Source organism: Paenibacillus sp. WG02 (genome assembly GCF_055396115.1).
The window spans coordinates 7869618-7887158 of the sequence record NZ_AP036016.1 but is presented as its reverse complement, the minus strand read 5'-3'; the positions used below and the strand labels follow the sequence as shown (position 1 = coordinate 7887158).

15 protein-coding genes are annotated in these 17541 nt (G+C 42.7%); 10 read left to right on the top strand and 5 right to left on the bottom strand.

Features of this window, described 5'->3' with window-relative positions; genetic code table 11:
- Nucleotides 1–23 precede the first annotated feature (23 nt).
- The gene (locus ACBP55_RS35535; RefSeq protein ID WP_464648351.1) at nt 24–854 is read right to left on the bottom strand and encodes a Ppx/GppA phosphatase family protein; all 831 of its coding nucleotides are present in this window, start codon (nt 852–854) and stop codon (nt 24–26) included.
- 443 nt (nt 855–1297) lie between these two features.
- The gene (locus ACBP55_RS35530; protein ID WP_464648350.1) at nt 1298–2002 is read right to left on the bottom strand and encodes a response regulator transcription factor; all 705 of its coding nucleotides are present in this window, start codon (nt 2000–2002) and stop codon (nt 1298–1300) included.
- A 273-nt stretch (nt 2003–2275) separates the two neighbouring features.
- Here ACBP55_RS35530 and ACBP55_RS35525 point away from each other — a divergent pair, with 273 nt between their 5' ends.
- From ACBP55_RS35525 to ACBP55_RS35495, 7 genes are all read left to right on the top strand, one after another.
- Nucleotides 2276–3559, top strand: a complete 1284-nt coding sequence (locus ACBP55_RS35525) for an EAL domain-containing protein (protein ID WP_464648349.1) — start codon at nt 2276–2278, stop codon at nt 3557–3559.
- A gap of 35 nt (nt 3560–3594) precedes the next feature.
- Complete coding sequence (locus ACBP55_RS35520; RefSeq protein ID WP_464648348.1) at nt 3595–6822, top strand: response regulator; 3228 nt, start codon at nt 3595–3597, stop codon at nt 6820–6822.
- A gap of 144 nt (nt 6823–6966) precedes the next feature.
- On the top strand, nt 6967–7860 hold the full coding sequence (locus ACBP55_RS35515) for a PhzF family phenazine biosynthesis protein (RefSeq protein ID WP_464648347.1): 894 nt from the start codon (nt 6967–6969) through the stop codon (nt 7858–7860).
- 139 nt (nt 7861–7999) lie between these two features.
- Nucleotides 8000–8206: a hypothetical protein gene (locus tag ACBP55_RS35510; RefSeq protein ID WP_464648346.1), complete on the top strand. Its 207-nt coding sequence runs from the start codon at nt 8000–8002 to the stop codon at nt 8204–8206.
- A 286-nt stretch (nt 8207–8492) separates the two neighbouring features.
- Nucleotides 8493–8771, top strand: a complete 279-nt coding sequence (locus ACBP55_RS35505; protein WP_268616174.1) for a hypothetical protein — start codon at nt 8493–8495, stop codon at nt 8769–8771.
- A gap of 144 nt (nt 8772–8915) precedes the next feature.
- Nucleotides 8916–10145 (top strand): hypothetical protein, encoded by a 1230-nt coding sequence (locus ACBP55_RS35500; protein ID WP_464648345.1) that lies wholly within the window; start codon nt 8916–8918, stop codon nt 10143–10145.
- A gap of 38 nt (nt 10146–10183) precedes the next feature.
- Nucleotides 10184–10915, top strand: a complete 732-nt coding sequence (locus tag ACBP55_RS35495; RefSeq protein ID WP_464648344.1) for an MOSC domain-containing protein — start codon at nt 10184–10186, stop codon at nt 10913–10915.
- Nucleotides 10916–10999: 84 nt separating this feature from the next.
- Here the strand turns inward: ACBP55_RS35495 and modB are convergent, their stop codons facing one another.
- On the bottom strand, nt 11000–11671 hold the full coding sequence (modB, locus tag ACBP55_RS35490) for a molybdate ABC transporter permease subunit (protein WP_464653545.1): 672 nt from the start codon (nt 11669–11671) through the stop codon (nt 11000–11002).
- Between the two features lie 2 nt (nt 11672–11673).
- Nucleotides 11674–12528, bottom strand: coding sequence for a molybdate ABC transporter substrate-binding protein (gene modA, locus ACBP55_RS35485; RefSeq protein WP_464648343.1), 855 nt, complete (start codon nt 12526–12528; stop codon nt 11674–11676).
- Between the two features lie 167 nt (nt 12529–12695).
- Here modA and ACBP55_RS35480 point away from each other — a divergent pair, with 167 nt between their 5' ends.
- Together ACBP55_RS35480 and ACBP55_RS35475 are read left to right on the top strand one after the other, a co-directional pair.
- Nucleotides 12696–13655: a substrate-binding domain-containing protein gene (locus ACBP55_RS35480; RefSeq protein ID WP_464648342.1), complete on the top strand. Its 960-nt coding sequence runs from the start codon at nt 12696–12698 to the stop codon at nt 13653–13655.
- Between the two features lie 451 nt (nt 13656–14106).
- Nucleotides 14107–14991, top strand: a complete 885-nt coding sequence (locus ACBP55_RS35475; protein ID WP_464648341.1) for a prohibitin family protein — start codon at nt 14107–14109, stop codon at nt 14989–14991.
- Between the two features lie 138 nt (nt 14992–15129).
- Here the strand turns inward: ACBP55_RS35475 and ACBP55_RS35470 are convergent, their stop codons facing one another.
- Entirely contained in the window at nt 15130–16686 is a 1557-nt protein-coding gene (locus tag ACBP55_RS35470) for an ABC-F family ATP-binding cassette domain-containing protein (RefSeq protein WP_029195725.1), read from the bottom strand.
- Nucleotides 16687–16961: 275 nt separating this feature from the next.
- On the opposite strand from ACBP55_RS35470, the gene ACBP55_RS35465 reads away from it, so the two are divergent.
- Complete coding sequence (locus ACBP55_RS35465) at nt 16962–17519, top strand: SRPBCC family protein (protein WP_464648340.1); 558 nt, start codon at nt 16962–16964, stop codon at nt 17517–17519.
- Nucleotides 17520–17541: the final 22 nt, after the last annotated feature.

Below are 17541 nucleotides of genomic sequence, written 5' to 3'. Positions count from 1 at the left end.
GACTGCTGCAAAAGTGGGAATATTTACAACTGCTTGATAAATCCATGAGCGATATTGAGATCCGATGGCATGAATTTGGTTGCGCCCGATTTGATCAAGCCAGCAAGAACGACACAATTAGAGGCAATGGCCCCGCGCATCCATTTGGGATCGAAGGGAGAGTTAGCTTCTAGGGTTTGGAGGTCCTGAGCTGCCAATTGTCTGGTTAGTAGAGTGAAATCACTTCTATGGCAATACAGATCATCCTCAAGCTCGATCTGGAAATGACGCAAATACGTTTTCTCACCGCCCGTATAGGCAAACTGCTCTAAGGAAGCCGGCAATCGGCAGGAAAGCCATTTGATACAAGTGGCAATCTGTCTTTGATCTGGAGGTCCAAGCAAGTTGAATTGTTGGTTAAGATCCGAAATGCCGAAAGGAATCAGATAAGGAGCTTCGCTTTCACTTGTGATAACTTGGATGCTGCCTCCCCCGGCATTGATGACATCAAGGTCACTGGGGATATCCGATTCGGCTATCGCTTTCTTCAGCAAGTCAGCCTCTTCTTTTTGACTAATGGTTCTGTAAGCAATCCTCAAATTCCTACAAACTTCCTGCATATGTTCGGACAAATGAGGTGATCTTCGCATCGCTTCTGTACCAATAGCTTCGATGTCTCCTTGGCCAAGGCCTTCGATAAAGGAACACTGCGTAGAAAGCAAAGACTTTAAAGTACCTTCAATAGACGGCAGGTCCACCCCGCTCTCCAGAAGCTCCCATGTTAGAACATCCACTTGCTCAATATGATCGTTTGATTTCCTGAACACTTTGGCGCTATGACTTCCTAAATCCAAAATTAATTTATTACTGTGCATAAGATCTCACCCATTTGTTCCATAGTTTGGTTATCCCCTAGCGTGGTCTCAGAAGTCCAATACTAAAGGATCAATGATTTCTATGTCAACCAATTTTTGCTAAAAATTAGTAAAAGTTTGTATAAAGATCTAGTTTCAACAAATTGCATTGTTTTACGACACAGCGGGAATGAAATCATAGGGGGTAGGGGGAATAGATGCAAGGATTTGCTGTTTACATTGGATTTTTTGAAGAGCTTGTTTGTGAAGGTTGAGGCGAAGCAAGATGAAGCCAGAATGAATACTTTTGTGTGCTAAGAGGTGTCCTAAATCGTAGCTAGCTTTTCACCCTATCAACGACAAATAAGAGCCTCTAAAGGCTCTTATTCAGCTCCAATAGCTACTTTATGCGCAAATAGAAAGCTCCAAAAGGCGCTTGTTTCTCCTTTAGGAACATCCCATCGTCACATGACAAATTTATAGCCTACGCCCCACACGGTTTTTATGTATTTTGGTTCTTTGGGATTAACTTCAATTTTTCTGCGCAAATTCGTAATATGAACGTCAATGGCACGGTCGTTTATGTAGGAATCGAAACCACGTAAGGCATTTATGAGATCTTCTCGGCGGTAAACGCGTTCGGGGTGCTCGTACAGCAGCCGGATAAGCTCGAATTCGGAAAACGTCATTTCGATAGACTCGCCTCGAACATAGAGCGTTCTTTTTTCCAAATTAATGTTTAAATCCGTGGTTGGTACGGTAACTTCATGATCGGCCTGAAGTTTTGGCGTCTCGGTAGGGTGTCCCAGTTTGAAACGACGTAAAAGGGCTTGTATTCTGGCTTTCATCTCATGCATGCTGAATGGTTTGACTAAGTAATCGTCAGCACCTACAGTGAATGCTTCAATCTTTTCGCTCACTCTGGAGTCAGATGAAATGATAATAATGGGCACAGGCGTTATGTTCCGTAGGGAAGTACACAGCTCAATTCCTTCAAAGTCAGGAAGATTAAGATCGAGAAGAATGAGATCCGGTTCGAATTCATGCAAGGCTGCAAGGCCTTCCTGACCGTTGTGGGACCTAAGGACTAGGAAGTCTTCCTCCTTCAGATACATACAAATCATTTCACCGATAATATCATCGTCCTCAATTAGTAGAACTCTGTCCATTAGAAACTCCCCCAAACTAAGCTAAATTTTCCAATTCAAAAATTCGTGAAATGAACAGAGGGAATGCACACGCTAACACTTTACTCATTAATTCTATTATACGGTGTCGAAATTTAAGAGTAAACCGCTATCATTGACATTTTAAGAGAAATTGTTAGTAAATTATTAGCGAAATTAGAAGGGGGAATTCATACCATTTATGCAAGTAACCTAATAAGTGGAAAGTATAATAGAGATAATGCGTATTTTATTGCTTGTAAGGGTGGTGGGGAAATGGGTCTTTTGGACGGGTATGGTGTTCTAGTTGTAAGTGAATCAAGTGAATTAAGATCAGAAGTAGGAGCCTTAATCGAGAAAGATACACAATTCGTAATGACAGGTATGGCGAAGCACGGAAATACTGTCCTTGATTGCATCTTGGCTAGTAAACCGGATTTGGTCATCATTGATTTAGATATGGCTAACTCAGATGGACTAATTGCACTTCATCTTATTATGAATCATAGTCCTATTCCTGTTGTAGTACTTAGTACGCATACACCCGAAGGTTCTATGAAGACCATTCAAGCGATGCGTTTAGGTGCGGCAGATTATTTTCATAAAGAAATGTTAACCCAGGAATTGACGAATAAAATTGCGACCTCTTATTTTCTAGAACGATGCAAAATGGCTATTCAAAACGGGATTCAAGGCATATATGACTCTCACTTTTTTTCAACAGGAATTGCAGAAACCGTGCTTTCTGCCCCACAGCCACATAGACAAGATCAGTTCCAAAGGCGGATGGACATCGAGTTTCACTTGCGAAGAGCGATTAACAATAAGGAATTCCATCTTGTTTATCAACCAGTGGTTGATGTATATACGAATCGAATTGTAGGACTTGAGAGCCTGATACGTTGGCATAATCCTACTTTGGGTCATGTGCCTCCATCTGATTTTATCCCTATAGCCGAGGAAAGCGGTCTTATTCATGAAATTGGGGAATGGGTACTGAAGGAAGCCTGCATGCAGAACAAGCGGTGGCAGGAGGCGGGCCTTTCCAAGGTGTTTGTTGCGGTTAATCTGTCCAGGCGACAGTTCAATGATAGCCGACTTAGCCGGATGATTCAGACTATTTTGGAGAAAACAGGCTTACAGCCCAAGTACTTGGAGCTCGAAATTACCGAAAGTATGAGTATGCAGGTTGAGCTGGCCGCCGATGCGCTTCGTCAGCTGAAGAAGCTAGGTGTTCGCGTCGCAATGGATGATTTTGGAACCGGGTATAGCTCACTCGGGTATCTCAGAGATTTTCCCATTGATAAATTGAAAATTGACCAATCCTTTATTAAGGGATTGATACATAAACAAGTGAATGCGGTAATAGTAAACACGATGGTTACGATGGCAAGAAATTTGAATCTTCTCGTTGTAGCGGAAGGTGTAGAGACAGAGGAGGAGCTTCAAGTACTGCAGGAGTGCGGCTGCAGGCTGGTACAAGGCTATTATTTCAGCCAGCCGGTCAAGGCGAAGCGCATAGAGGAAATGCTGCATCTAGAAACCAAACAAACAGGATAGCGTGATTATCCTACATTCTAAGTCGATATAGGCTGGTGATTACTCTGCTTCACGCTTTGATTACCAATTTTGCTATTATAACGATTTTTGTATTATTCGTGGAACAGCTTTCCATCACGATGAAACTGAATCAGAAGCCTGCCTGGCTCTATAAGGTTTTCATTGGGCTTTCATACGGAATGTTAGTTTTTGTCCTCTTACACTTCAGTGTCCACGTTGATGATCGCGTTATTATTAACTTTCGCGGAGTAGCCTTACTGCTTTCTATTTATCTAGGAGGATTCATCTCCTTAAGTATTACATTCGTATGCTTATGGATAGGGCGCTACATCTTTGAAGGTAACATAGAAATACCGCAGCTGATATTTGGAGTGATAGCTGTCACGGGGACTAGTTTTATATTTGCAAAAACGCGTTCATATTGGCTTAAATGGTTATTTGGAGGAGTCATTTTCTACCCGTCCTATTATACGATGATATGGTTTGTTTATCGAACACCGCTTGATATCTTTTACAGATATATTATCATTCAGCTGCTTTGTTTGTTTTTTGTTGCTTGTTTTCTGCGATATTTAGTCCGTGCTCGTGAGTATAAACAGCAGATCTATCAAGTGGAACAGGAACTAATCGATATGCTGCGCTTTCAGGCAGGCTTTACGTTTAAACTCCATAAACACCGGGATCAATACGTTTACGTCTTATTTGAAGGACAGCTGGTCTATCATCTTGGTCTGAGACCGAGCTTATTCATCGGCAAGAAATTGGACGAAATTCATGTATTAAGTGAAGAGTCCAAACAATTCGTAAAGCAGCATTATGATAAAGCTTGGCAGGGTGAACGAGTTTCGTATGAATACGATTGCAGCGGATCTACGATTCTTGTTAACTTACAACCCATTTATAAGTATGGTTCCGTCAATGAAGTGATTGGATCTGCCATGGACGTGACCGAACATCGTGCAGCGCAGAGCAAAGCGAGAGTCAGAGATGAGCAATATCGGACGTTAGTGGAAAATTCGGAGGACTTTATTTTCAGATTTCGCCTGGACGGAAGCATCTCCTCTACGAACTACAAAATGTATCAGACCTTTCAGCTAGAGTATGAGCAAGTAAGGGGACAGCAATTAACGGACCTTGTCCGGATGGATGACACTGAGAAGTGGCAGCGGATATTCGAACAAACGATTGAGAGGAAGAAAACGCAGCAATTTGCGATTAACTTCCTGCTTCCGGATGGCAGTCAGCATACGTATAACGTCACCTTGTCCCCTTTATTCAATGAGAATAAAACAGAGATCACCGCTGTCACCGGTACGGTACATGATATAACCGACTTGAAGAAGCGGGAAGAAGCGGATGAGTCGAACAGGGCGAAGAGTAAGTTTCTAGCTAGGATGAGTCATGAAATACGTACGCCTCTTAACGGAATTATTGGACTTTCTTTACTTTTACAACGAACAGAATTGACGACGATTCAGAAGGAATATTTGGACAAAATTGAGTGTTCCTCCAATGTCCTGCTTACGACGATTAACGATATTCTTGATTTCTCAAAAATTGAAGCGGGTAAAATGACCTTAGAGATGGTGGAGTTCTCATTAGAACAGTCCCTCCAAAAGGTTGCCGATCTAGTCAGCGTATCTATAGGTAAGAAGCGAATCGAGATCATGCTGGATACTCCAGCAGATTTACCGGATATCGTTAGCGGAGATTCCTTTCGTCTTGAACAAGTACTCATTAATTTATCTAATAATGCGATTAAATTTACCAAGCAAGGCTATATTCGATTAAAAGTTCGGGTCGAGAAATACGTGGACGAAGGGGTCGTTGTTTCTTTTGCAATGGAAGACTCTGGAATTGGTATTTCAAAAGAGCAGCTATCGCAGCTGTTCTTACCGTTCTCGCAAGCAGATACATCCATAAGCCGCAAATATGGCGGTACCGGTTTAGGACTTGTCATTTGTCAGCATTTGGTGCAGTCAATGGGGGGCGTTTTGCAGGTGGATTCGGTCCTTGGGGAAGGCAGCCGCTTTTATTTTAGCCTGATGTTTGGCACAAAAGGGGATGCAGGGAAAGAAGCGAAGAGCCTGGACCAGCACGCTGGGTTGCCGCAGGGGAATAACCGTGTGCTTTTAGCTGAAGATCATCCAGTTGTTGCGCAGCATATCTCGGAGCTCTTTGTTTCCTTTCAATATCACGTGGATACGGTTTCATCTTCATCCGATTTGTTTGCTTCTTTGGATCAGGACAGCATGACCAAGTCTGCAAATGATTATTTATTTCTGGATATGCAAATGGATCAAATGCAGCATCCCGCCACTTGGCGCCATGTTTTAGATTCGATAGATCGCTCGCAGACGAAAGTGATTGCGTTTACAACACTTGAAGGCAGAGAGGAAATGTCCGAATTGCCCGAGGAGCTGAAAGCGGATGAAGTTATTGTTAAGCCTGTCAGCAGGTTGACCTTGCGGAAAAATTTGCAAGCTTTGAATCAACGTAGACTGGAAGCATCGCAAGCCATTGCACCCAATTCCATTGAAGTAAGCAACTCGTCGTCCATGTCCAAAGGTAGTATTTTAGTTGCTGAGGATAATGAAATTAATCAAATGGTGATTATTGGCCTTCTTGAGCAATTAGGTTACCAAGCGGTTATCGCGCAGAATGGCTATGAGGTCCTGGAACTTGTTGATCAGCAGGAATGGAAGCTTATTCTAATGGATATTCATATGCCTGAGATGGATGGCTATGAGGCAACACAGCGGCTGAGGAAGCTCAAACTGATGAATAAGATCCCGATCATTGCCCTTACAGCAGATGTCATGATGCAGGACCTGGAAGCTCTTAAATTGGGGCTGAATGACATCCTCATTAAACCAGTTAATGAAAAGCAGCTTTCCGATATGCTGGAGAAGTGGATAAATCCGAATTGGTTATTTGAAATCGAGGGTGTAGATACCACGCAAATCATGCGAAATATCGATCATAAAATACATATTTTTCAATATATGATGGAGAAATTTAAGCTGGATTACTGTAACTTCTCAGAGCGAGTTTATCCGGTTATCATCCACCAGGAGAATGCGACTGCACGCAGAATGGTTCATACGCTTAAAGGTATAGCTGCCAATTTCTACGCGGAGCCGTTGTTAACGGCGGTTCTGGCTTTGGAAAAAAAGATGGAAAACGAAATCAATTTGGATGCCTGTCATGAGGGAATTATACGCATTCAGATTGAGATTAATCGGATACTTGGTGTAAAGTAAGATGCCCCGCAAACGAATTACCGGAGTCGTTAGAAGATTGGTTGTAACGTTGGGGGACTGCCGCGGCAGCTTTTCTTTTTTGAGGAGGAAAAAAATCATATAATTGGTATTAGAAGATTTATTGTGAAAAGGCAGGTGTACGATATGAAAACAATAAAGGTTTATCATTACGATGCATTTAGTCATATTCCTAACATGGGTAACCCTGCGGGCGTCGTATTGGATGGCGAAAAGCTTACTGACGATGACATGCAAAAAATAGCAGAACAAGTTGGTTTTAATGAAACAGCTTTCCCACTTAAGTCCGAAAATGCTGATCTCAAGATTCGATTCTTTACACCTGGTCATGAAATGAACCTCTGTGGTCACGCTACAATGGCAACCATTTATGCATTGAAAACAAAAGGGCTGCTTGGAGATCAAACAAAATTGACGATTGAAACAAGAGCGGGTGTATTATCGATTAGACTTGACTCACAACTGAATAAAGGGATTTACATAACGATGCAGCAAGCCCCTCCGCAATTTCAAGACTTCAATGGTTCACTGAAAGATTTGGCATCTGCCATGGGGATTCAAGAAGAAGATATCGAAACCAATCTACCAACACTGTATGGAAGCACTGGCATATGGACGTTGTTAGTCCCGATTAAAAACCTTAGTGCTTTCAGAGCAATGAAACCGAATAATAAGCACTTTCCAGAGGTATTACAAGATATGCCGAAGGCCTCGGTACATCCTTTCTGCTTAGAAACATACGATAAGAATGCGCACATGCATGCTCGACATTTTTCATCTCCCTATTCAGGTACGATTGAGGACCCGGTTACTGGCACCGCTTCAGGTGTAATGGGGGCTTATTATGCCAAATATATGAACGAGGAAGCTGACTATCCACTAAATCTTTTGATTGAGCAAGGCCATGAAATGGGCAGGGATGGCAGAATTCACGTAACAGTAACACGAAACAATGATAGGTATGGCATAGAGGTTAAGGGTACCGCTGTTCATGTTAAAGATTTCGAGGTTTCCATATAATACGGCGGCTTACAGATATATCGACAATAGCATTGTTAAAGAAGAAGGGACATGACTGTCCAAGGTCTGGAATGAAAAGCGCTCCATTGAGTAATAATAACTTGAAGTGTATTTTGTTATGGATAACGGAGGGATTTCATTGGATCAAAAGGAATTGCATAAGAAGCTTGGACGTCCAGTTAGTTGGGCCATAACCTCGAATCTGGAAGAGAACGCGGATAACGCTATCTCGAATCATGTGGACCAGACAGATGAAGAAGTTCCGTCAAATTATCAGGCCATGGGTGAGAGCTATAGCGATACGACTAACTTTGAAGTTAACAAAACGCCTGGCAGATTGAATTAGAATGACAAATAGGAGGAGTCATGTTGAGAGTTTTCAATATGGCTTTTTTTAATAGATTAATTTATATGTTTTGGGTAGGACGTAAGGCGAAAGGCGAAAGCTTGCCCCTATTTAGCATGGTTTGCTATGGATTTTGCTGAGTTGAGTGAGATTCTCGATACATGCATAATCATTCGGTGATTGACTATATTTTCCCGGGTTACTGTTTTCTGGTTTATGAGAGAAATGGAGAATTAGGTAGGCATAAAATGGTATAATAAGGATATTAACGTGAAGGAGGTCAAATATGAAAGATACTTCCTACAACCCTTTTAATGACAAGACTCTGCATCAAACTGAGAAACTAAGCAATGAGGTTGCCACTGAAGAAAGGGCACCTTTTAACGAAGCGATTAAGCATGGCGATATCGTTCAAGGCTTTCAATCACCTAAACGACTCGAGCAATTTCCAAAGTGGTACCAGAATCCTCGGAGAATTTACGCGACGATTTCTGTGCTCGTTTTTGCATCGTTTATCATATATCAAATTGTCCAAAATATTGTTGAGATAGCCACGGGAAAATAGCTTTGGAATATCACTTACAACGTTGAGCGCCTTATCCGACAATCGGTGGGGCGCTTTGTTGCGCGTTGGACAATTTGCTAATGAGGGAAAATTTGTAACTTTCATGCAGAACTTACGTCTAATTATCGAAAGGAGATGATTAGTTTGACCAAATGGTTAACCTTGCTGCTGGCCGCAGCAATAGGTGCCCTATCCGGACCGCAGCTCTCTAAGGCTGAGCAGGAGCTCGCTACGCCAGGTGCCATGCCTTATGTAACCTTGTTGGACGAGTTTACGCTATATGCAAGCAATAACACAAGATCGGATGAGGTCATCGGCTCGCTTAGCGCCTTCCAGTCTGTCCACCTAGCTCCGATTGAGAGCAGCACTCTGCTGGGCATCACTCGTATGGATAAAGTGCCTGTTATGACATGGCTTGGTGTAGCATGGATTAATTTGAAGGAAGGCGCGTACAAATACGGACAAATGGAGCTTCAGGAGCAAAAGCTGACTTTACTTGAACAGGAAACAGACCTGTATGACTCTGCGTCAACGATGAAGAAGACCGAGTACAAGCTCTCTCCGCAAACGGTTCAGGCGATTGCCTCGATCTCTGTGTGCGACCCGTATACGCCGTGCTACTCCAATGATAAGTGGTATTTAATTAAAACCTCGTGGCTTGGAGACAAGTGGATTCGCCCGTATCATTATGCAGAAAAATACAAAGGTGCTCCGGTTGAAGGAATGATATCGATTGAACAGGAAACTGAGGTTTATATGCTGCCTTTCGAGAAACCGTTGACTGACGAGCCGAAGCTGCCCCCTCAGATCGTGAAGCCTATCGAGAAGTATAACCAGCAAGCGCGAATGGTTCCACCAAGCATCTGGTATAGGGTCGATACAGCGAAAGGACAAAGATGGATACATGCAGATGATTCCCATGGACTTGGGTTTGAGGGTGTAGAGAAGGTCGACCTTAAGCTGGACATTCCTGTCCCATTTCACTATTACAAATTACCATTCCCTTATAGCGTCGAATTACCTGAGCTTCAGCAGCCGCAAACTGTTCATGCGATTGGAAAATTACACGGTTGGTACTTTGTTGTATCGGACGGTTCTGGTAAGTGGATCAACCTAGCCAAAGAAATCTCATCCCACTTGACCGGTGACTTCGATAACGATGCCAAGTTCGGGGTAAAGCTGAGTGATGTTAGTCTTGAACTGACTGCTGCATCCATTGCACTGGACACACCGTATATGGACGCTTCATTGACAACGCATGTGCTTACCTTCACCCCGCAAACCGTCACCGCTTCACGCGAATGGAAGTCTCCAAACGGTGAAAAGTGGTATTACATTCATACTTGGCAAGGAGCCAAATGGGTACGGCTTTAGCTAAAGATAATCCATGCGATGACCTAGGAGGATCTATTTTGACATTACATAGCGTAGGTAAAATTAGTGAAATAACCCGATATCCTGTAAAGTCATTTGCGGGTGAAAGTTTGCAGGCTAGCTGTATGGAGAAAAGTGGTTTATACGGCGATCGCTATTTTGCCTTTATTGATGAAACAAAAGAGGGATGGGATAGCTTTATCACGGCTAGAGAGTTCCCTAACATGCTTGCTTATAAGGCGAGAATCATCGGAGAGGATCATGAAGATGAGCTGCCTGAGTTAGTAGTCACATCGCCAGATGGACGGATTTTTAACTGGAATGAAGAATTATTAGATGAAATCCAAAGATATTCCCCAAAAAGGGTGTCTATGAAGTACTACAAAACGCAGAACGCTGATCTGATGGCTGTCGATTCAGGGAGTATCTTAATCGTTACGGACACTACTTTACGCAAGCTTGAAGAGATATGGGGAAAGAGATTGGATCGTAGACGCTTTAGAGCAAACCTAGTCGTGACATTAGATGAAAACTCCAGTAATGAAGGTAATTGGATAGGTAAGCGAATACGGATAGGCAGTACTGAATTACAAATTGATAGTTATTGTGAGCGTTGTTCAATGACTACAATCGATCCAGATACACTCGAACGCGATGTTTCTCTGTTGAAGAAAATTAACGAGGAGATGAATTTAAATTTTGGAGTGTATGCCTCTGTCATAAAGACAGGACCCATTCATGTTGGTGAGAGGGTATATTTAGTAGATTAGCCTCATGAATTAAAAAGGTCCGGAACATATAGATGAAACTCCCATATGTATTCCGGACCTAGAATCTTCCTACATCCAATTTCTCTAATTTTTTGGTTTGTGGCTAGCAAACAGCATCAATCCGAATGAGATAATGATTATGGCTCCTGCCCAGTACCATGCAAGGGTTTGATCACCAGATTCAACAGCAATATAGATGGCGGTAGGCAACGTTTGGGTTTTGTGAGGGATGTTGCCAGCTATCATCAGCGTTGCGCCAAATTCTCCCAGACCTCGAGCGAAGCCAAGAATGTAAGCTGTTGTAACAGAGCGCCATGCCAAAGGTAAGGTTATATAGCGTAGAACTTGCCACTCGGTTGCTCCCGTTGATCTCCCCGCGTCCTCCAGATCTTTGTTAACCGAGGAAAACCCGGTTTTCATCGTTTGATAGACTAATGGAAAAGCCACCACGATCGAAGCGATAACGGCGGCCCCCCATGTAAATATGATCGACTGATTGAAGAAGCTTTCCATGAGGTACCCAATCCAACTCTTTTTACCCAGCAGGACCAGCAAAATGAAGCCGACGACTGTCGGAGGCAGTACCAAAGGCAGAAGAAAAGTAGTTTCTAACAATGTTTTTCCGCGAAAGTTCCGCCGCGACATTCCCCAAGCTGCTAATCCACCAATCAAAAGAACAAAAACGCTGGATACGACGGCAACCTTTAATGAAAGGATTATCGGATAAGCAAATTCTGTCCAATTAATCTGTTTCATCATCATTTTGGTATAGAGAATCCGTATTTCACAAACACATCTTGGGCTTCTTTACTTTGGAGATATGTGTAGAAGTCAGCGGTTTCTTTGCTGTGTTTGGTTGCTTTTACAATACCGGCAGGATATTCAATGGGCGTGTACGTTTTTGGATCAACACTAAAAGCTGCTTTTACATTTTTTGAAGTCAACGCATCGGTCTTATAAACAAAGCCGGCTTCAGCATTCCCAGACTCCACATAGGTAAGTACTTGGCGTACATCCTTGCCCTGTACGATTTTGGCTTGAAGCGGGTCCCAAAGTTTCGCATTAGTCAGTGCCTCTTTGGCATAGCTGCCAGCAGGGACGGTCTGTGGTTCTCCGACGGCTAAGTGCTTGATCGTTTCGTTTGTTAAATCTTCTATTTTTTGTACAGTCACTTTACCATCAGCTGGAACGACGAGAACTAATTCATTAATTAGCAAGCTTTTTTGCTGAGTTGAATCAATCAATTGCTTGTCGACTAAGGTTTTCATATTTTTAGTTGCTGCCGAAAAGAATAAATCTACAGGAGCTCCTTGTTCGATTTGCTGTTGCAGAGCCCCTGAAGCTCCGAAGTTAAAATTGAGTTTAATTTGTTTGTTTTTGTTCTCGTAATTCGTTTGAATCTCTTTGAAGGCATCGGTTAAGCTTGCGGCTGCAGAAATCGTTAATTCTACTTTCTCAGTGGGAACTGAAGTAGGTGTTGCTGTTGCTTGAGCGGATTGAGTTGGTGTTGTGCTTGCTGCGGATTGTTCCTTTTGACTCGAACACCCTGTGATAATCATTGCCGATATAACGAAACATGATAAAACATAACTAAACATTCTTGATTTTAACATTATGTACCCTCCAATTTTAAGTTTATATCTATTTGATTATAAATAGAATAGTATATTTATTGATCATTATATAAAACCATATTTAATTAGTAAACAACGGGATTGAAATACCCTATTTATCCGCTTATGATAGATGATAATGAAAAACATGCTTTTGGAGGTTTACCATGACAGCCGACGTTTCCTATACAACGGAAGAGATATCTAAACTTTTGAAAATCTCCAAGCTAACCGTCTATGATTTAATTAAAAAAGGGGATCTGCCTGCCTACCGTGTCGGAAAGCAAATGCGGGTAGACGCTTCTGATCTCGAAGCATATAAAACACGTACGAAAGGAGGTATGGCCTCTACTCCCAAAAAGGAGCTAGCCGAACCTTCCGTACAGCAGCAAGTTCATGCTCAGGCTGCCTCATCTTCGAAACAATCTCTTGTTATAACTGGACAAGACGTTAGCTTGGACATTTTAGCCAAGCATATGGAGAGAAATTTACCCAATTACAGACCGCTTCGTTCTTACGTAGGAAGTCTGGATAGTTTAATTTCGATGTATAAAGGTGAATCTGATATTGTCAGCACCCATTTGCTGGACGGTGACACAGGTGAATATAACATTCCCTATATCCGAAAATTGCTGACGGGTTCTTCCTATCTGGTTATGAATCTCGTTTCACGATCGGCTGGCCTATACGTTAAGCAAGGAAATCCTAAACAGATCTACGGATGGGCTGACCTCAAGAAGCCTGGCCTTCAACTGGTCAATCGTGAAAAAGGTTCCGGCGCACGCGTTCTTCTCGATGAGCAGCTCCGCCTTCATGGAATTCCACATCAGCTGCTAAGCGGTTATGAGCAGGAGGAATCGAATCACATGGGCGTGGCTGGTAAAGTCGCCACGGGTGAAGCGGATTTCGGAGTTGGGATTGAGAGAGCAGCCTATATGGTTGGCGGCGTGGAGTTCATTCCACTTATTCAAGAACGATATGACCTTGTCATGTTAAAAAAACCGGAAAACCTGGAATGGATTGAACGACTTAAGCAGGTCTTACAATCCGAATCCTTCCATAATGAGCTGCGTCCAATTCAAGGCTATGACTTATCGCAGACTGGGCGCATTTTATTCGAGACTTAATATGTCAGAACTGTAGTATTTTAAAACATGCTAATTCACTAAACCACAAGTGAATTGGCATGTTTTTTGGTTTTTAATCGATTTGGTGTCAGAGGAGGAGGAATTCCGTCTAAGGAACAAGGGGAGATCTTTGCACTACGATGGTCTGACATCGACATGGAAAAATGTGTAATTAAAGTTAGGCGAAATTTAGTGATCTAGATACAGCCCTACGCGAAGCTGAGGAAAAGCAAAAAGAGTATGAAAAAAGAAAATATGAAAAATAGCAAGATTAAGCACCCACGCGGAGTGCTTTTTATTGCTCATCGAATGTGCGTTCTGTTTCTACAAATGGCTAGGAAGTGGCAATGTGGGCTTTGAATGATGTATTGAAGGTGAATTAGATGAATAGATTTTGAAGTAAAGAGATTAGGTACTAATAAACTAATTCACTATTCAGGAGAGTGTAACTATGGAAACAGGTCTGAACGTAAGAAAAGGATCGACTTTAACCAAAGGGATCAAATATGGAGTTGGTGGAGTTGCAATATTACTATTAATTTTGACTTCGTTTAGTACAGTGGAAAACGGTCATGTTGGATTCAGAAAAACATTAGGTAGTGTTAGCTCAACAGTACTGGAGCCAGGTCCTCATTGGAAGTGGCCGTTCATCTCAAGCATTGTTGAAGTCAATACTCAAGTAGCTAAATCGGAAGCAGATGCAGCGGCGTCTTCCAAAGACTTGCAACCTGTTCATAGTCATGTAGCTGTTAACTTTACAATTCCTAAAGGGGTGGCTTACAAGTTACTCCATGATGTTGGTTTAGATTTCGACGCCAAAGTAATCAATCCTCACGTGCAAGAGATATTTAAAGAAGTTACAGCTAAGTACAGCGCAGAGGAGCTAATCTCTAAGCGTGAACGTGTAGCTTTAGAGACAAATGAATTATTGAAGAAAGCTTTAGAGGCTTACAACATCCAAGTAGGGGATATCTCTATTGTTAACTTTACATTCTCTGATGCATTTAATCAGTCTATTGAGCAGAAACAAATTGCTGCTCAAAATGCAATGAAAGCCCAGAACGATCTAGATAAAGCTAAGATCGACGCTCAACAAAATGTAGTAAAAGCAGAAGCAGACGCTACAGCAGCGAAAGCTAAAGCGGATGCTGATCTATATGTAGCTCAACAAAAAGCAAAGGGTAACCTAGAGCTTGCTAAGTCAATAACTGCTGACTTGGTTGATTATAAATTCCTTGAGGCTTGGAAGGGCGATGTGCCTGATGCTTGGGGTAACGGTTCTTTGATTAACATGTTACCGAGCAAAACTCCAATACCTACAGAAACTAAGAAGTAATCTAATAAGTGGAGAGTCATAGAAAAACCACTAGCGGGGGCTAAATGCTATAACCCTGTTCGAGCAACGCTATTGTACAATAATATAAAAAGCTTACCTAATCGCAAGAAAGCGATTAGATAAGCTTTTTAGGTTAGTTTAAAATACTTTCGTCGTCCAAGATTCACAGTTCCATGTTTCTGTTACGACATCACGGTAGAAATCCGGTTCATGGGAAATCAGCAGGATGCTGCCTTTGTACGCCTGGAGAGCACGTTTCAGTTCATCCTTCGCATCGACATCCAAGTGGTTCGTCGGCTCATCGAGCACGAGCAGGTTCGTCTCGCGGTTGATCAGCTTGCAAAGCCTAACCTTAGCTTTCTCACCACCGCTGAGTACCACAACTTTACTCTCGATATGCTTGGTTGTAAGCCCGCATTTGGCTAACGCCGCGCGTACTTCGAATTGTGAGAACGAGGGGAACTCATTCCACACTTCCTCAATACAGGTATTGTTATTGGAATCCTTGATCTCTTGTTGGAAATAACCAATTTGGAGGTTATCTCCCTTTTGTACAGATCCGGAAAGTGACTTGATTTCGCCTAAAATACTGCGCAACAAGGTCGTTTTACCGATACCGTTCGCGCCTACAAGCGCGATCTTCTGACCGCGTTCCATGCGAAGGTTGAGCGGTCTGGATAAAGGATCCTCGTAACCGATGACGAGATCAGTCGCTTCAAAAATCAGCTTACCAGCCGTTCTCCCCTCCTTGAAATTAAACTGCGGCTTCGGTTTTTCTCTGCCCAACTCGATGACTTCCATCTTGTCCAGCTTCTTTTGCCGGGACATCGCCATATTCCGCGTCGCGACACTCGCTTTGTTACGGGCAACGAAGTCCTTCAGTTCGGAAATTTCCTGCTGCTGACGCTTATACGCGGATTCAAGCTGCGACTTTCTCATTTCGTGAACCTGCTGGAAATGCTCGTAATCGCCAACATAGCGGTTTAACGCTTGATTTTCCATGTGATAAATCAGGTTGATAACGCTGTTAAGGAACGGAATATCATGTGAGATGAGAATGAAGGCATTCTCGTACTCTTGCAGATATCGTTTCAACCATTCGATATGCTGTTCATCGAGATAGTTGGTCGGCTCATCGAGAAGCAGAATGTCTGGTTTTTCAAGCAGAAGCTTCGCAAGCAATACCTTCGTACGCTGCCCACCGCTTAAATCATTGACGTCCTTGTCCAGTCCAATATCCGTAAGGCCCAGTCCTCGGGCGGTTTCTTCGATCTTGGCATCGATCATGTAGAAATCTTGATTCGTCAATGTATCTTGAATCGTTCCAACATCTTCAAGCATTTGCTCAAGCTCTTCTGGTGTTACATCGCCCATCTTGGCGTACATATCGTTCATTTCCTGTTCCATATCGAACAGATATTGAAAGGCTCCCTTTAAGATATCGCGGATCGAAAGGCCCTTGTTCAGTACAGCATGTTGATCCAGGTAACCAACGCGCATACGCTTGGACCATTCGACTTTGCCGTCATCCGGCTGGAGCTTACCTGTAATGATATTCATGAAGGTGGACTTCCCTTCACCGTTAGCGCCGATGAGTCCGATGTGCTCGCCCTTGAGTAGGCGGAAGGATACATCGTTGAAGATGGCGCGGTCTCCAAAGCCGTGACTTAATCGTTCTACGTTTAATATGCTCATGAATGACACCTTTTCTTTTGATCTATTCTTACTTTATTCCTATTTTATTATAAACGATAGGTAACGAACAACACCAAAAAAGACCATCCCCACTTAGAGCAGCCAGACGTCGCAAAAATTGTTGCTATGGTTACATATTCCTTCATAGGTTACCTAACATTGGGGAAAATAACATTGCCCTGTTTCATCTCCTCATTAGGATGAGGCATTGACATACCTTCACTTTCAATTTGCTTACATATTCTACAACTTCAAGTACAGGGAGATAGAAGACAATGACGACATTATCTTGCAAGTGTGGTTTCACAGTAGAAGAGATAAACAGGTACAAAGCAGAAGCAAAGATGTGGTACCATACGATTCATGAACATGCCGAAATGTTAAAAGACATGTCCGTGGAGCAGCTTGAAGAAAAGCTGAAGGGGAAGGACAAGCAAAATGGAGGTAAATCGACGATCCAACAAGAGGTGTTATTCTCTGTGAGTCCGAATCGCATCTACGAGGCATTGACCGATGCGACACTGTTTAGTGAAGTGATGGGAGGCTCTCCGACAGAAACGTCGACCGAATCCAGCGGCACCTTTTCCTGCTTCGGAGGGATGGTCGTAGGGAAGAATATAGAGCTAAGGCCAAATAAGCGAATTATTCAGGCTTGGCGTATCAAGGATTGGGAAGAGGGCGTATATTCCCTAGTGAAGTTCGAGCTGGAGGAACAAGAGGATGGAACTCGCTTAACCTTGAGCCATACAGGATTTCCTGAGGACCAAAGTGAACATTTGTCTAAAGGCTGGCATATCAACTACTGGGAACCGCTAAAACAATTCTTCGCCTAACACAAAAAACGTTATTCGTTCA

Excerpts from the sequence above, each read along its gene's own strand:
- ACBP55_RS35525 (WP_464648349.1), top strand. The coding sequence starts at position 2,276 with ATGGGTCTTTTGGACGGGTATGGTGTTCTAGTTGTAAGTGAATCAAGT.
- modA (WP_464648343.1), bottom strand. The coding sequence starts at position 12,528 with ATGTTAAAATCAAGAATGTTTAGTTATGTTTTATCATGTTTCGTTATA.
- ACBP55_RS35465 (WP_464648340.1), top strand. The coding sequence starts at position 16,962 with ATGACGACATTATCTTGCAAGTGTGGTTTCACAGTAGAAGAGATAAAC.
- modB (WP_464653545.1), bottom strand. The coding sequence starts at position 11,671 with ATGAAACAGATTAATTGGACAGAATTTGCTTATCCGATAATCCTTTCA.
- ACBP55_RS35515 (WP_464648347.1), top strand. The coding sequence starts at position 6,967 with ATGAAAACAATAAAGGTTTATCATTACGATGCATTTAGTCATATTCCT.
- ACBP55_RS35480 (WP_464648342.1), top strand. The coding sequence starts at position 12,696 with ATGACAGCCGACGTTTCCTATACAACGGAAGAGATATCTAAACTTTTG.
- ACBP55_RS35535 (WP_464648351.1), bottom strand. The coding sequence starts at position 854 with ATGCACAGTAATAAATTAATTTTGGATTTAGGAAGTCATAGCGCCAAA.
- ACBP55_RS35530 (WP_464648350.1), bottom strand. The coding sequence starts at position 2,002 with ATGGACAGAGTTCTACTAATTGAGGACGATGATATTATCGGTGAAATG.
- ACBP55_RS35470 (WP_029195725.1), bottom strand. The coding sequence starts at position 16,686 with ATGAGCATATTAAACGTAGAACGATTAAGTCACGGCTTTGGAGACCGC.
- ACBP55_RS35475 (WP_464648341.1), top strand. The coding sequence starts at position 14,107 with ATGGAAACAGGTCTGAACGTAAGAAAAGGATCGACTTTAACCAAAGGG.
- ACBP55_RS35505 (WP_268616174.1), top strand. The coding sequence starts at position 8,493 with ATGAAAGATACTTCCTACAACCCTTTTAATGACAAGACTCTGCATCAA.